Below are 14,700 nucleotides of genomic sequence, written 5' to 3' on the forward strand. Positions count from 1 at the left end.
CTCCTCGGAGCCGCGCACTGCGGCGGTATCCGGGAGGAACACACATGGGGCACGGACACCCGCACGGTCACCACCACCACGCACACCCGCACGACCACGAGCACGCCACCGCGCCGGCCCTGCCCGCCGCCTTCGACACGAGCGTCCCGGACGAGGCCCTGAGCCCCGAACAGCAGTCGCGGCGCGGGCTGCTGCGCCGGGCCGGCCTGCTGGGCGCCGGACTGGCCGCCGGTACCGTCCTCGCCCAGACCGCCACCGCCTCGCCCGCGCGGGCCGCGGGCAACGGCCGCCGCTCCAAGGGCTTCCTCTGGCTGGCCGGCGACCACCACATCCACACCCAGTACAGCAGCGACGGCAAGTACCGCGTCGTCGACCAGGTCCGCCAGGGCGCCCGGCACGGCATGGACTGGCTGGTCATCACCGACCACGGCAGCGCCACCCACGCGAGGATCGGCGTGGAGAAGGTCAACCCCGACATCCGCGAGGCCCGCGACGCCCACGAGGACACCCTCGTCTTCCAGGGGCTGGAGTGGAACATCCCGGCCGCCGAGCACGGCACCGTCTTCGTGCACCCCGGCAAGCACGAGGTCTCCGTCCTCAAGCAGTTCGAGACCGACTACGACGGCGCCGTCAAGGGCGCCACCGACTCCACGCCCGCCAACGAGGCCCTCGCCGTCGCGGGCCTGTCCTTCCTCGCCGACCAGGTGGAGCGCCGCAAGGTCAAGGACGCCCTGATGCTCGCCAACCACCCGGCGCGCAAGGGCATCGACTCCCCGCACGAGATCCGCGCCTGGCGCGACGCCACCTCCCGCGGCCGCCGGATCGCCGTCGGCTTCGAGGGCGCCCCGGGCCACCAGGCGGGCGGCCTGCCCAAGCCCCTCGGACCCGGCGGCGCCCGCGGCATCTACGACGGCAGCCCGAGTGCCAACTCCTTCGCCGGCTACCCGCTGGAGAGCTACCGCACCTGGGGCGGCTTCGACTGGATGACGGCCACCGTCGGCGGCCTGTGGGACAGCCTCATCGCCGAGGGCCGCCCCTGGTGGATCACCGCCAACTCCGACTCCCACCAGGTCTACGCCGACACCGGCGCCCGCGGCGGCGGCGACTTCAACGCCAACGGCCGCTACGACGACCCCGTGTACGCCGGACGGATCGACATCACCCAGAACGACTTCTGGCCCGGCCAGTACAGCCGCACCCACGTCGGTTCCGACGGCTTCTCCTACGCCGCCGTCATGGACGGCATCCGCGCCGGGCGCATCTGGGTCGACCACGGGCAGCTCGTCAGCGGCCTCGACGTCCGCGTCTCGGGCGGCGGACGCTGGGCCACGCTCGGCGGCGCCCTGCACGTCCGCAAGGGCACCCGGGTGGCCCTCTCCGTCGACGTCGCCCTGGCCGGCGGCCCCAACTGGGCCGGATTCGTGCCGAAGCTGGCCCGCGTGGACGTCATCCAGGGCGACGTGACCGGCCCCGTCGCCGACAAGGACACCTTCACCGAGCCGACCGCCCGCGTCGTCAAGTCCTACGAGGTGAACAAGGACAGCGGCACCGTCCGCCTCACCTACGACCTCGGCCGCGTCGACCGCCCCGTCTACCTCCGCACCCGCGGTACCGACGGCAACCGCTCCGCCGTCGGCGCACGCGGTGCCAAGGTGGACCCGGCCGGTCCCGCCATCGACGTCGTGGGCGACGCCGACCCGTGGCGCGACCTGTGGTTCTACTCCAACCCCGTCTGGGTCCTGCCCTCGTGACACCGCCCGCCGCGCCGTACGTCCTCGGCATCGACACCGACGCGACGACCCTGCGCGAGGCCGATCACCTGCTCCAGGCGCTCGCCGTCGAACTCGCCCTCCCCGAGGGCGTCTTCGGCTGCACGCACCTGGTGCGGGACGGCCGCCCGCGGATCGCCCTGTCCCTCGCCGACGGCACGGAGCCGGTCCCGCGCACCGCCCGGGACCGGCTCACCGCCCGCGGGTACGCGCTCCGTGACGGCGCCTGGGACGCGACCGGCCGCGCGGTGCTCTACCCGGGCGCGGACCGCGCCACCGGCACGCTGACGCTCGCCGAACTGCTCGCCCGGTCGGCGATCGACCGGGTGACGGTCCTGGGCACGCCGGAGGAGCCGGGCCCGGACACCCGGCTGAACACCCGCGATCACGTCCGCCCGCACTGGCAGGACGGCCGTCTCGTCCTGGCCGCGATGCCCGCGGCGGGCGGCGTCCTGGTGCCGTTCGAGGACCCGGACCCGACCCCCTGCTGCGCCGTCCACTGACCCCGCGCGGGGCCCGCGAGGCGCGGGGTGCTCAGCCCGCCAGCACCCCGCGCACGAACGCGTTGGTGAACTTCCCCGCCGGGTCCAGCGCCCCGGCCAGCGCCCGGAAGTCGGCCAGCCGGGGGTAGAGCGCGCGCAGTTCGTCCGCCGGGGTCGTGAACACCTTCCCCCAGTGCGGGCGCGCCGCGAACGGGGCGAGCGCCCGCTCCAGGCGCCGCACCACCGGCAGCACCGCCGCCGTGTCCTCGACCCAGGTGAAGTGCGCGGCCACGGTGTCCCGGCCGTAGGACGGGCTCAGCCACTGCCCGTCGGCGGCGACCGTACGGATCTCGCAGGTCTGCAGCACCGGCGCGAGCACGTCGCGTATCGCGTCCATGGCGTGCAGGGCGGCCAGGGCGTGCTCGCGGGGCATCAGGTACTCCGACTGCAGCTCGGCACCGCTGCTGGGCGTGAACTCCGCGCGGAAGTGCGGCAGCCGCTCGTGCCAGGGCCCGGGCACCCCGAACTGCTCCGTGCAGTTGACCGCGGGCATGCCCGGCACCGGGTGCATCTTCTCGGCGGCGGGCGCCGCGTACGGGAAGCCGGGCAGCGGCTGGTCGGTGCGCCGCTTGAGCCACACCTGCCGGAATCCCGGCGCCCGCCAGTCCGTGAACAGGCTCACGCTGTACGCCGCCGCCGTCACCGTCTCGAACGTCGCCGTGTCCAGGCCGGCCAGCGGCAGTTCGGCGAAGACGTGCTGCTCGACCTCGTAGGCGGGCTCCAGATCCAGAGTGAGCGAGGTCACCACGCCCAGCGCGCCCAGCGAGGTCACCGCGCCGCCGAACCGCTCGTCGTCCCGCCCGAGCACCACGGTCGCACCGTCCGCGGTCACCAGCTCCACCTCGCGCACCGCCGACGCCAGCGGACCGTTGCCCACCCCGGAACCGTGCGTGCCGGTCGCCACGGACCCGGCGACCGAGATGTGCGGCAGCGAGGCCATGTTCGCCAGCGCCAGCCCCCGTGCGTGCACCGCCCGGGCCAGCTCGGCGTACCGGACCCCGCCGCCGACCCGCACCGTGCGGGCCGCCGTGTCCACGTCCACCTCGGACGGCAGGTCCGCCAGCGACAGCAGGACGCCCTGCGCGCCCGGCTCGGCGATCTCGTTGAAGGAGTGCCCGCTGCCCAGCACGCGCACCCGGGCGCTGTCCGCCACCAGGGTCCGCAGCGCCTCCAGGGAGTGCGGCCGGAGCAGTTCCTTGGCCGCGTACGTGATGTTGCCGGCCCAGTTGGTCACCGTGATGTCGCTCATACCGCGGAAACCTACCCGGCGCGCCTGGAGGGGGACCCGGGCGGGAAGCCGCTCCCGCGGGGGCATACCGTGAGAAGTCGAACGCCGGAGCTGGGAGGAGACACGGGATGGACAGCCGTACCGCGTTGGTCGAGGATCTGATGGAGCGGTTCCCGAACGTACCGCGCGAGGCCGTCTTCAAGGAGGACCTGCTCCGCGGCGGCGTCGCCTTCGACCCCTCCGCGCTCAGCGACAACGAGGACGGCGAGGTCAAGCCGAAGTCGTACTTCATCTTCTCCTTCGACCACGGCACCCTGCCCGAGCTGGGCGAGGCCGCCCTGCGCCGCCCGCCCGAGGAGATCATCCTCACCGGCGGCCCCTACGACCTGCGCCGCACCGTCGTCTCCGTCCGGGTGAACCCGTCCTCCCCGTACCGCGTCGCCGCCGACGAGCACAACCAGCTCGGCCTCTACCTCGACGGCAGGCGCATCTCGGACGTCGGCGTGCCGCCGATGCCCGAGTACTACCGGCACAAGCTCGCCAACGGGAAGTCCGTCATGGAGGTCGCCCCCACCATCCAGTGGGGCTACCTGATCTACCTGACCGCCTTCCGCGTCTGCCAGTACTTCGGCGCCAAGGAGGAGTGCCAGTACTGCGACATCAACCACAACTGGCGCCAGCACAAGGCGGCCGGGCGGCCGTACACGGGCGTGAAGGACGTCGACGAGGTCCTGGAGGCGCTGGAGATCATCGACAAGTACGACACCGCGAAGATCTCCACCGCGTACACGCTCACCGGCGGCGCGATCACCTCGAAGGTCCAGGGACTGGACGAGGCCGACTTCTACGGGCGCTACGCCAAGGCCATCGAGGAGCACTTCCCCGGCCGCTGGATCGGCAAGGTCGTCGCCCAGGCCCTGCCCAAGGCGGACGTCCAGCGCTTCAAGGACTACGGCGTGCAGATCTACCACCCCAACTTCGAGGTGTGGGACGAGTACCTGTTCAAGATGTACTGCCCCGGCAAGGAGCGCTACGTCGGCCGTGACGAGTGGCACCGGCGCATCCTCGACTCCACCGACGTCTTCGGCGCGCGCAACGTCATCCCCAACTTCGTCGCGGGCGTCGAGATGGCCGAGCCCTTCGGCTTCAAGACCGTCGACGAGGCCATCGCCTCCACCACCGAGGGCCTGCGCTTCTTCATGTCGCACGGCATCACGCCCCGCTTCACCACCTGGTGCCCCGAGCCCACCACCCCGCTCGGCAAGACCAACCCCGACGGCGCCCCGCTGGAGTACCACATCCGCCTGCTCCAGGCCTACCGCCAGACCATGGACGACTTCGGCCTCTCCTCGCCCCCCGGCTACGGCCCTCCCGGCGCCGGCAACGCGGTCTTCTCGGTCAGCTCCTTCATGGACAGCCTGCCGGCGGACGCGCCGGTGGAGGTCTGAGCCCGGGCGTCCGCGGGCCCGCGGTTTATTCGGTGGCGCGGCCCCGGATGCGTGTCTAAGGTGAGTGACGTTCGAGCGCGGCGGCCCCAACGGCCGCCGCGGCAGGGGATTTGCGGAGGAGGTGTCGACCATGGCTGTCACTGTGACGGGCGCTGCCCGCATCCAGGAGCTCATCGAGTCCACCTCCGCGGCCGCCGGCTGATCTCAGCCGCTCCCTGAGTCCTCGCACCGGGGCCGCACCCTGAAGGGTCACCCCTTGACTTCCACGTCATCCCCGTCCGTTTCCCACGCCCACTCCGCCCTCGCCGCCTACGGCTGGGACGACGACTGGGCCGACGCGTTCGCCCCGTACGCCGCCCAGGGCCTGCTGCCCGGCCGGGTCGTCCGGGTCGACCGCGGGCAGTGCGACGTCGTCACCGCGGACGGCGTCGTGCGCGCCGACACCGCGTTCGTCACGCCGCACGACCCCCTGCGCGTCGTCTGCACCGGCGACTGGGCCGCCGTCGACCCCGAGGGCGGCAACCCGCGCTACGTACGGACGTGTCTGCCGCGCCGTACCGCCTTCGTGCGCTCCACCTCCTCCAAGCGCTCCGAGGGGCAGATCCTCGCGGCCAACGTCGACCACGCGATCGTCGCCGTGTCGCTCGCCGCCGAGCTGGACCTCGCCCGCGTCGAACGGTTCCTCGCCCTCGCCTGGGAATCCGGGGCGCAGCCCCTGGTCGTCCTCACCAAGGCCGACCTCGTGCCCGACCCGGTGACCCTGGCGCACCTCGTCCAGGACGTGGAGACCGCCGCGCCCGGTGTGCCGGTGCTGTCCGTCAGCGCCGAGCAGGGGGAAGGGCTCGACGTGCTCGCCGCCGTCGTCTCCGGCGGCACCGCCGTGCTGCTGGGACAGTCCGGCGCCGGCAAGTCCACCCTCGCCAACGCACTGCTCGGCGAGGACGTCATGGGGGTGCAGGCCGTCCGCGACGTCGACGGCAAGGGCCGGCACACCACCACCACCCGCAACCTCCTCGCCCTGCCCGGCGGGGGAGTGCTCATCGACACCCCCGGGCTGCGGGGTGTCGGGCTCTTCGACGCGGGCAGCGGGGTCGGGCAGGTCTTCGCCGAGATCGAGGAACTGGCCGAAGGGTGCCGCTTCCACGACTGCGCCCACGAGAGCGAGCCGGGCTGCGCCGTCCTCGCCGCCATCGACGGCGGCGAACTGCCCCAGCGGCGGCTGGAGAGCTACCGCAAGCTCGTGCGGGAGAACCAGCGCATCGTCGCCAAGACCGACGCCCGGCTGCGGGCCGAGATCCGCAAGGAGTACAAGCGCCGGGGCGCCATCGGCAGGGCGGCGATGGAGGCCAAGCGGGGCGGTCTGCGTTAGGCGACCGGCCGTCGGTCCAACGTGATGTCCGATTTCCGCCAGTCCGGCGCTCCGGACTGGCGGAGACTGGAGCACGTGAGACCGACAGCGGAGCACGAGCACACCCACGAGGACGTCAGGTACGAGGCCGTGCGCAGCCGGGACGCCCGGTTCGACGGCGCGTTCTTCTTCGCCGTGGAGACGACCGGCATCTACTGCCGGCCGAGCTGTCCCGCGGTCACCCCGAAACGGCACAACGTGCGGTTCTTCGCGACGGCCGCCGCCGCGCAGGGCTCGGGTTTCCGGGCCTGCCGGCGGTGCCGTCCCGACGCCGTGCCGGGCTCCGCCGACTGGAACGTCCGCGCCGACGTCGTCGGCCGGGCCATGCGGCTGATCGGCGACGGCGTCGTCGACCGCGAGGGCGTCGCCGGACTCGCCGGACGCCTCGGCTACAGCGCCCGCCAGGTGCAGCGCCAGCTCACCGCCGAGGTCGGCGCCGGACCCGTGGCCCTCGCCCGCGCCCAGCGGGCCCACACCGCGCGTGTCCTGCTGCAGACCACCGGCCTGCCGGTCACCGAGATCGCCTTCGCCGCCGGATTCGCCAGCGTGCGGCAGTTCAACGACACGATCCGGGCCGTCTACGCGGCCACCCCGAGCGAGCTGCGCGCCGCCGCCCCGGCCCGCGACCGGCCCGCCCGGCCCACCGCCACCCCCACCGCCGGCATCCCGCTGCGCCTGGCCCACCGCGGCCCCTACCAGCCCGGCCCCGTCTTCGACCTGCTCGAACGCGAGGCCGTCGCCGGGATCGAGGAAGTGAGCGGCGCACCCGGCCACCGCGTCTACCGGCGCACCCTGCGCCTGCCGTACGGCACCGGGATCGCCGCCGTCCAGGAACGGCCCGGCAGGCCGCGCACCGGCGGCGGTGGCTGGCTCGACGCCCGCCTCCACCTCACCGACCTGCGCGACCTCACCACCTCCGTCCAGCGGCTGCGGCGGCTGTTCGACCTCGACGCCGACCCCTGGGCCGTCGACGAGCGGCTCGGCGCCGACCCCCGGCTCGCCCCCCTGGTCGCCGCCCGCCCCGGACTGCGCTCGCCGGGCACCGCCGACCCCGACGAACTCGCGGTGCGGGCCCTGGTGGGGCGCGCGGAGGCCGAGCGCCTGGTGCAGCGGTACGGCAAGGTGCTCGACGCGCCCTGCGGCAGCCTCACCCACCTCTTCCCCGCACCGGCCGTCCTCGCCGAGGCCGCGCCGCAGGGCACCCCGGGGGCGCTCGCCGCCGCCCTCGCCGACGGCACCGTACGCCTGGACCCGGGCGCCGACCGGGACGAGGCCGAGCGGGCCCTGCTCGCCGTGCCCGGCCTGGACGCCACTACGGCCGCCGTCGTACGCACCCGCGCCCTCGGCGACCCCGACGTCGCGCCGCCCGGCACCGCCGTCCCCGGCACCTGGCGCCCCTGGCGCTCGTACGCACTGAACCACCTGCGCGCCGCAGGAGAGTGGGAGAACGACCGATGACCACCGTCACCTACTGGCACCGGACCGACAGTCCCGTCGGGCCGCTGCTGCTGACCGCCGCCGGCCCCGACGGCGCACTCACCTCCCTGTCCGTGCCCGGCCAGAAGGGCGGCCGGAGCGTCCAGGACGGCTGGCGGCACGACGCCGGGCCCTTCCGGGCGGCCGAGGAGCAGCTCGCCGCCTACTTCGCCGGGGAGCTGACACAGTTCCGGCTGCCGCTGCGCGCCGAGGGCACCGCCTTCCGGGAGCGCGTGTGGGCCGCCCTGGACGACGTGCCCTACGGGGCGACGACGACGTACGGCGAGATCGCCGCGCGCATCGGGGCCTCGCGTCCGGCGGTGCGTGCCGTCGGGGGCGCGGTGGGCGCCAACCCGCTGCTGATCCTGCGCCCCTGCCACCGGGTGATCGGCGCCGACGGCTCCCTGACCGGGTACGCGGGCGGACTGGAACGCAAGACGCGGCTGCTGGCCCTGGAGGGCGCGCCCGTCATCCGGCCAGTACCGCTCCCAGCCACGCCCCGGTGATCAGCAGGCACGCGAACAGCTCCGTCAGCAGCCCGGCGCCGCCGTGGCGCATCGCGCTCCGCAGGGACGCCATCGCCTCGCCGTGCCGCCCGAGCCGCAGGCGCTCGGCGAGGTAGACGCCGCCCAGGAAGCCGGGGACCGCGCCGAGCACGGGGACGACCACGAAGCCGAGGACGGCGCCCGCGCCCCCGTAGGCCGTCATCCGGCGCATCGCCTCGTCCCGGCGTCTCCTGCGGTTCGGCAGCGCCCAGCGCACCGCGCGCGACAGCAGGAGGACGACGGTGGCGCCGACGAGGACGGCCCACGCGATCGGCCGCGGGTCCTTCAGCGCCCACCACAGGACCCCGGCCCACACCAGCCACGACCCGGGCACGCCGGGGAGCAGGACGCCGCACAGCCCGAGCAGGATGACCAGGCCGGTCAGCAGGAGGTCCCACGCTCCCATCCGTCCAGGGTGCCGGAACCGGGCCCGGTCCGCAGAAGTCCGTGGTGGCGGGGCCGCTCCTCAGTGGTCTCCGAGCCGGCCCGGCTCCTCGGGCGCCCTGGATTCCCTGGGCCCCCGGGCCACCCAGTCCCGTTCGTAGGCGTGCCAGCCGAGCTGGAGCCGGGTGGTCACGCCGGTCAGCTCCATCAGGCGCTTCACCCGCCGCTGCACGGTCCGCAGGCCCAGGTCGAGCTGCTTGGCGACGCTGGCGTCGGTCAGACCGGCGAGCAGCAGGGAGAGGATCTCCAGGTCGGTGCCGTCGGGGCCGTCGGGGCCGTGCTCGGTGACGCCGGAGGTGCCCAGGCGCAGCGGGAGGGCGTCCCGCCACACCGCCTCGAAGAGGCCCGAGAGCAGTTCGAGCAGGCCGCTGGCGTGCACGACCAGCGCGGCCGGCTCCGAGGAGTGCGCGGTGAGCGGCACCAGGGCCAGGGAACGGTCGGCCACGATCAGCTTGGTCGGCACCCGGTCCACGACCCGGACCTGCTCGTCGCGGCCGAGCGCGGCGGTCAGCTCGGTGATGCCGGTCGGCAGGTCGAGCACCGACCGCTCGACCACCACGCGGTAGCGCACGCCTCGTCCGGTGGCCTGTTCCTCCGCGTCGTTCTCCATGCCGGTCACGGCCACCGGCCGGTCGGTGACCAGCGCGCAGACCTCGTCGCTCGCGCCGAGCTGCAACTGGAGGAAACGCCGGGCCACGGCCGCGGCCCCGGTCACGACCTCCACCAGGTCGTGCACGGCGGGCTCGGCCGCCGCCGCGCGGTACTCCTCCGCCAGCAGCGCCGCCGCCAGCTCCGCCCGGTCCAGTTCGTGCCGCTGCTGGGTGAGCAGGGCGCCCAGCGCGACGCCCGGCGGGGCCGCGACCCAGCGCCCCGGGCGGGCCGAGGACTGGGCGGCCAGCCCCTGCTGCTCCAGCCCGCGCAGCGCGCGCTCGGTGTCCTGATCGGCGAGCGCCAGCCTCCGCGCCAGATCGGGTACGTCGGCCGCGCCCACCGACACCAGCGCCCGGTAGGCCGCCTCCTGCGTGTCCTCCAGCCCCAGCACTCCCAGCATCAGGCGTCGCCCCTCCCCGGAACCATGATCGTCTCCAGCCGCGGGGATCTCCGTGGCGGAAAACGGCCACGGCGTAAACCCGCCCGCGGACATCATCGCCGTACCCCTGGTCACTCTGCCAAGGTGGCGTCGCCGAGCGGTCCTCCCGTGGGGGGTGGGGCCGCTCGGCCACCCCACCTCGGAGAACCGTTCGACACGTCCCCCGACACGCCGCCCGGGCCGTGGCGGTGCGTCCGAATTTTCCGATGCCCCATTTCCATCCGGCCCTCGCGGTGGACAATCGGGAGCATGAGTCAGCAGGGGGGAAGGCCCACCGGTCCCACCGGTCCTGAGGACGACTGGTGGGGACAGCTCTACGACGACTCCACCGACGACACCGGCCCCACGGCCGCACCCGATTCCCTGGACGACCGCTTCGCCTCGGCGTCCGGCACGGTGGCGCGCGGTCCGGGCCCCGGCCCCGGCAACCCGGCGGACCCGCCGCCTCCCGCCCCGCCCGAACCCCGGGCCCCGTGGTGGGCGACCCCGACGCGCCTGTCGGACATCCCGGGGCCTCGCACCGGGGGGCCGCAGGACTCCGCGGGTCCGGCGGGGGGCGGTGACGGTGGCTCGGAAGCCGTCCGGCCGCCCGGCCCCGGGAGTGCGACGGGGGCCGGGGAAGAGTCTCCGAGAGGCGGCCGTGAACCCGGTCCCTCGGGCCCGTCGGCAGACGGAGGCGAAGGCAGGACGCGGAGCGCGCCCCTGGGCCCGGCCGGCCCGTCGGCGCCTGGTGACGGCGGTGGTGGAGGCGGCAGTGCCTCGTCGGCTCCGGTCCGCCCGTCGGCGGGTGGTGACGGTGGCTTGGGACGCCGTGCTCCGTCGGGTCCTGCCCGCCCGCCACTCGCCGGTGACGGGGACAGTGCCCTGCGCGGTGGTGCGGTGTCGGGTGCCGCGCGCGCCGCTCGGTCCAGGGACCCCCGGGAGCCCGGACCCGCCGCGCCCGCCCCGCCGGCACCCGGCGCACCTGCGGCACCGGTCCCACCTGCGGCACCGGTCCCACCTGCGGCACCGGTCCCACCTGCGGCACCTGCCGCACCTGCGGCACCTGCCGCACCTGCGGCACCTGCCGCACCTGCGGCACCTGCCGCACCTGCGGCACCTCTTCGCCGCCGCCCCCGGGACCCGCGCCGCGTCCCCGGGGCGGGACCCCGCGCGGGCTCACCACCTCCGGGAGCGGGCCCGCGGACCTGAGCGAACCGCCCGCGCCCGTTCCGCCGCCCAGGACCGCGGCCGACCTGCCTCCGCCTCCGCCGCCGTTCCTCCCCTCGCCGCCCGCCGGGCCGCACGGCGCCGACCGCGACTACGTGGGTTCCGGGCCGCCCACCTACGACGCCGAACCCACCGCCCTGCCGCCCGCCGATCCCGACGGACTCGACGGGCTGGTCCCCGACACCGTGCTGGAGGGCGCCCGGTACGGGACGTGCACGCTGCGGGCCGTCTCCGTGCGCGGTGACTCCGCGCGGTACCGGGGCGAGCCGCGGCGCGACGCGCTGCTCGTCGCCCGGTTCGGCGCCGGTGAGCAGGGGCTGGTCCTGGTGGCGATGGCGACCGGCGCCCGTGCCACCGCCGGGGCGCACCGGGCGGCGGCCGAGGTGTGCCGGTGGATCGGGCGGGCCGTGGGGCGCAGCCACGCGCGGCTCGCCGAGGACCTGCGGGCGGCCCGGCGCGGCGACCTGAAGTCCGGACTGCACCGCCTCACCGACCGCAGCCTGGGCCGGCTCCGGGCCGGCGCCGCCGAACAGGGCCTCGCCCCGGACGAGTACGCGGCGACCTTGCGCTGTCTGCTGCTGCCCGCCGACCCGGAGTGCCGCACGCGGGTGTTCTTCGGCGTCGGCGCCGGCGGACTGCTCCGGCTGCGCGACGGCGTCTGGCAGGACATGGAGCCGGACGTCCGCGATCTCACCGGCGAGCCCGTCCTCGGCTTCGGCTCCGCACCCAGGGGCACACCCGGCGGCACGCCCCGGGACGCGACGGGCGAAACGCCCGACGGCGACCGGCTCACCATGGACCTCGGCGTCACCTCGGCCCCGGGACCGTACGACGGACCGCCCGCCGAGCCGCCCCGCGAGCCCTTCCGCTTCCGGGCGTCGGTAGCCCGCCCGGGTGATGTGCTGCTGATGTGCACCGAGGGCCTCGCCGAGCCGCTGCGCAACGAACCCGAGCTGGGCGAACTCCTCGCCCGCAGATGGGCCGGCCGTCCGGCGCCGGGGCTGGGGGAGTTCCTCTCCGACGGCGGCGTCCGGGTCAAGGGGTACGCGGACGACCGTACGGCCGCCGCCGTTTGGGAGGCGTGAGGCCGTTCGCTGTGGCATAGCTGGACCCATGGCCAAACAGAACGTCGCGGAACAGTTCGTCGACATCCTCACCCGCGCCGGGGTGGAGCGCCTCTACGGAGTCGTCGGGGACAGCCTCAACCCGATCGTGGACGCCGTGCGCCGCCACTCCGGCATCGAATGGGTGCACGTGCGGCACGAGGAGACCGCCGCCTTCGCCGCCGGCGCGGAGGCGCAGATCACCGGGAAGCTGGCCGCGTGCGCCGGCTCCTGCGGCCCCGGCAACCTCCACCTCATCAACGGGCTCTACGACGCCCACCGCTCCATGGCCCCCGTCCTCGCCCTCGCCTCGCAGATCCCGTCCAGCGAGATCGGTCTCGGCTTCTTCCAGGAGACCCACCCCGACCAGCTCTTCCGCGAGTGCAGCCACTACAGCGAGCTGATCTCCAGCCCGAAGCAGATGCCCAGGCTGCTGCAGACCGCGATCCAGCACGCCGTCGGCCAGGGCGGCGTCAGCGTCGTCTCGCTGCCCGGCGACATCGCCGACGAGCCCGCCCCGGAGCGGGCCGCCGAGACGGCACTCGTCACCTCCCGGCCCACCGTCCGCCCCGGCGACGAGGAGATCGACCGGCTGGTGCGGATGATCGACGACGCCGACAAGGTCACCCTGTTCTGCGGCAGCGGCACGGCCGGCGCGCACGCCGAGGTCATGGAGTTCGCCGGGAAGCTCAAGGCCCCGGTGGGGCACGCCCTGCGGGGCAAGGAGTTCATCCAGTACGACAACCCGTACGACGTCGGCATGAGCGGCCTCCTCGGCTACGGCGCCGCCTACGAGGCCACCCACGAGTGCGACCTGCTGCTCCTGATCGGCACCGACTTCCCGTACAACGCCTTCCTGCCGGACGACGTGAAGATCGCCCAGATCGACGTGCGGCCCGAGCACCTGGGTCGGCGTTCCAAGCTGGACCTCGCGGTGTGGGGCGACGCGCGGGAGACGCTGCGCTGCCTGATCCCGCGGGTGAAGGAGAAGAAGAACCGCCGCTTCCTCGACCGGATGCTGAAGAAGCACGCGGACGCGCTGGAGGGCGTCGTCAAGGCATACACCCGCAAGGTCGACAAGCACGTCCCGATCCACCCCGAGTACGCCGCCGCCGTGCTGGACGAACTGGCCGACGACGACGCCGTGTTCACCGTCGACACCGGAATGTGCAACGTCTGGGCGGCCCGCTACCTCTCGCCCAACGGCCGCCGCCGCATCATCGGTTCCTTCTCCCACGGCTCGATGGCCAACGCGCTGCCGATGGCGATCGGCGCCCAGTTCACCGACCGGCGCCGACAGGTCGTCTCGATGTCCGGCGACGGCGGGTTCACCATGCTGATGGGCGACTTCCTCACCCTCGTCCAGCACGATCTGCCGGTGAAGGTCGTGCTCTTCAACAACTCCGCGCTGAGCATGGTGGAGTTGGAGATGCTGGTGGCCGGCCTGCCCTCGCACGGCGTGGCCAACAAGAACCCGGACTTCGCCGCCGTCGCCGAGGCCTGCGGTGTCTTCGGCGTACGGGTGGAAAAGCCCAAGGACCTGCCCGGGGCGCTGAAGGCGGCGTTCAAGCACAGGGGTCCCGCCCTCGTCGACGTCGTCACCGACCCCAACGCCCTGTCCATTCCGCCGAGGATCAGCGCCGACATGGTCACCGGGTTCGCCCTGTCCGCCTCGAAGATCGTGCTGGACGGCGGTGTCGGACGCATGGTCCAGATGGCCCGCTCCAACCTGCGCAACGTCCCCCGGCCGTGACCGGCCGGACCGCCTCCCCGAAACTCGATGACTGCCGAGGGCTCGAACGGGCAAGGCTTTCACCGTGAAGATGTTCGACCCAGACGGAATGGACGGGGGGAAGCGACATCAGCGCGCCGACGGGGGACATGAAGGAGGAGGCGGTGTCACAGCTCAGCCGGCGGCTCGGCCGGGCCGATGTGCGGGCGGTGCCCGAGGCCCGGCGGGCCGTGCGTGAGCTGCTGCGGCACTGGGGCGGGCCCGGCCAGTCCGAGGTGGCGGAGCTGCTCACCAGCGAACTGGTCACCAACGCGCTCGTCCACACCGACGAGGGCGCCGTGCTGACCGCGACGGTCGGGCCGCGCGCCCTGCGGGTCGAGGTCCAGGACTTCGCGGGCCGGGGCCGGCCGCCCAGGCCGCGCGCCCCGCAGGAGGGGAGCACCAACGGCAGGGGCCTGTTCCTGGTCGAGTCGCTGGCCGACGACTGGGGCGTCCGGCCCTGCGGGGCGGGCAAGTCGGTCTGGTTCGAACTGGGGGTGGAGCCGGTGGCGGAGGCAGACGCGGAAGCGGCCTGAGACACCGGGGGCCGGTGCCTCAGGCCGTCGGAGCGGGAGCGCCCGGACCGTGGGGGTCCGGTCCGGATCATGCCGCAGACGCGGGGTCACCGGCGCTCACGAGGAGCCGCCGGTTTCCAGCGACCCGATCC

At 74.3% G+C, this 14,700-nt stretch carries 12 protein-coding genes; 9 read left to right on the top strand and 3 right to left on the bottom strand.

Going from position 1 to position 14,700, the window contains the following annotated elements; genetic code table 11:
- Positions 1 to 44 precede the first annotated feature (44 nt).
- Together IG88_RS0104820 and IG88_RS0104825 are read left to right on the top strand one after the other, a co-directional pair.
- Complete coding sequence (locus IG88_RS0104820; protein WP_031035324.1) at positions 45 to 1,751, top strand: PHP domain-containing protein; 1,707 nt, start codon at positions 45 to 47, stop codon at positions 1,749 to 1,751.
- A complete protein-coding gene (locus IG88_RS0104825) occupies positions 1,748 to 2,272 on the top strand; it encodes a hypothetical protein (protein WP_031035326.1) in 525 nt (174 codons plus the stop codon). Before IG88_RS0104820 ends, IG88_RS0104825 begins: the two co-directional genes overlap by 4 nt.
- 31 nt (positions 2,273 to 2,303) lie before the next feature.
- On the opposite strand, the gene IG88_RS0104830 is transcribed toward IG88_RS0104825, so the two are convergent.
- A complete protein-coding gene (locus tag IG88_RS0104830) occupies positions 2,304 to 3,560 on the bottom strand; it encodes an FAD-binding protein (protein WP_031035328.1) in 1,257 nt (418 codons plus the stop codon).
- A 107-nt stretch (positions 3,561 to 3,667) separates the two neighbouring features.
- Here IG88_RS0104830 and IG88_RS0104835 point away from each other — a divergent pair, with 107 nt between their 5' ends.
- The 4 genes from IG88_RS0104835 to IG88_RS0104855 all read left to right on the top strand — a co-directional run bounded on the left by IG88_RS0104835 (position 3,668) and on the right by IG88_RS0104855 (position 8,377).
- Positions 3,668 to 4,987 carry a radical SAM protein gene (locus IG88_RS0104835; RefSeq protein ID WP_031035330.1) on the top strand — a complete coding sequence of 440 codons (1,320 nt, stop codon included), beginning with the start codon at positions 3,668 to 3,670 and terminating at the stop codon, positions 4,985 to 4,987.
- Between the two features lie 256 nt (positions 4,988 to 5,243).
- Positions 5,244 to 6,356: a ribosome small subunit-dependent GTPase A gene (gene rsgA, locus IG88_RS0104845; protein WP_031035332.1), complete on the top strand. Its 1,113-nt coding sequence runs from the start codon at positions 5,244 to 5,246 to the stop codon at positions 6,354 to 6,356.
- A gap of 24 nt (positions 6,357 to 6,380) precedes the next feature.
- Entirely contained in the window at positions 6,381 to 7,853 is a 1,473-nt protein-coding gene (locus IG88_RS0104850; protein WP_051851757.1) for a DNA-3-methyladenine glycosylase 2 family protein, read from the top strand.
- Positions 7,850 to 8,377, top strand: a complete 528-nt coding sequence (locus IG88_RS0104855; protein ID WP_031035336.1) for a methylated-DNA--[protein]-cysteine S-methyltransferase — start codon at positions 7,850 to 7,852, stop codon at positions 8,375 to 8,377. The genes IG88_RS0104850 and IG88_RS0104855 overlap by 4 nt, the downstream gene beginning before the upstream one ends.
- On the opposite strand, the gene IG88_RS0104860 is transcribed toward IG88_RS0104855, so the two are convergent.
- Positions 8,340 to 8,822: a DUF456 domain-containing protein gene (locus IG88_RS0104860; protein WP_031035339.1), complete on the bottom strand. Its 483-nt coding sequence runs from the start codon at positions 8,820 to 8,822 to the stop codon at positions 8,340 to 8,342. The two genes, IG88_RS0104855 and IG88_RS0104860, sit on opposite strands and share 38 nt — an antisense overlap.
- A gap of 60 nt (positions 8,823 to 8,882) precedes the next feature.
- Positions 8,883 to 9,911, bottom strand: coding sequence for a helix-turn-helix transcriptional regulator (locus tag IG88_RS0104865; protein WP_051851758.1), 1,029 nt, complete (start codon positions 9,909 to 9,911; stop codon positions 8,883 to 8,885).
- Between the two features lie 1,343 nt (positions 9,912 to 11,254).
- Between IG88_RS0104865 and IG88_RS45070 the strand changes: the two genes are divergently transcribed.
- From IG88_RS45070 to IG88_RS0104880, 3 genes are all read left to right on the top strand, one after another.
- Positions 11,255 to 12,244 carry a protein phosphatase 2C domain-containing protein gene (locus tag IG88_RS45070; RefSeq protein WP_031035342.1) on the top strand — a complete coding sequence of 330 codons (990 nt, stop codon included), beginning with the start codon at positions 11,255 to 11,257 and terminating at the stop codon, positions 12,242 to 12,244.
- 28 nt (positions 12,245 to 12,272) lie between these two features.
- The gene (locus IG88_RS0104875) at positions 12,273 to 14,015 is read left to right on the top strand and encodes a pyruvate dehydrogenase (RefSeq protein WP_031035344.1); all 1,743 of its coding nucleotides are present in this window, start codon (positions 12,273 to 12,275) and stop codon (positions 14,013 to 14,015) included.
- Positions 14,016 to 14,158: 143 nt separating this feature from the next.
- Positions 14,159 to 14,569: an ATP-binding protein gene (locus tag IG88_RS0104880; protein ID WP_107452047.1), complete on the top strand. Its 411-nt coding sequence runs from the start codon at positions 14,159 to 14,161 to the stop codon at positions 14,567 to 14,569.
- The last annotated feature ends 131 nt before the right edge of the window (positions 14,570 to 14,700 follow it).

The organism is Streptomyces sp. NRRL F-5650 (genome assembly GCF_000721365.1).
Lineage (GTDB): Bacteria > Actinomycetota > Actinomycetes > Streptomycetales > Streptomycetaceae > Streptomyces > Streptomyces ardesiacus.

What these genes read in the sequence shown, in the direction of transcription:
- IG88_RS0104835 (WP_031035330.1), top strand. Translation starts at nt 3,668, where the DNA reads ATGGACAGCCGTACCGCGTTGGTCGAGGATCTGATGGAGCGGTTCCCG.
- IG88_RS0104855 (WP_031035336.1), top strand. Translation starts at nt 7,850, where the DNA reads ATGACCACCGTCACCTACTGGCACCGGACCGACAGTCCCGTCGGGCCG.
- IG88_RS0104830 (WP_031035328.1), bottom strand. Translation starts at nt 3,560, where the DNA reads ATGAGCGACATCACGGTGACCAACTGGGCCGGCAACATCACGTACGCG.
- IG88_RS0104820 (WP_031035324.1), top strand. Translation starts at nt 45, where the DNA reads ATGGGGCACGGACACCCGCACGGTCACCACCACCACGCACACCCGCAC.
- IG88_RS0104850 (WP_051851757.1), top strand. Translation starts at nt 6,381, where the DNA reads ATGTCCGATTTCCGCCAGTCCGGCGCTCCGGACTGGCGGAGACTGGAG.
- IG88_RS0104860 (WP_031035339.1), bottom strand. Translation starts at nt 8,822, where the DNA reads ATGGGAGCGTGGGACCTCCTGCTGACCGGCCTGGTCATCCTGCTCGGG.
- IG88_RS0104865 (WP_051851758.1), bottom strand. Translation starts at nt 9,911, where the DNA reads ATGCTGGGAGTGCTGGGGCTGGAGGACACGCAGGAGGCGGCCTACCGG.
- IG88_RS0104875 (WP_031035344.1), top strand. Translation starts at nt 12,273, where the DNA reads ATGGCCAAACAGAACGTCGCGGAACAGTTCGTCGACATCCTCACCCGC.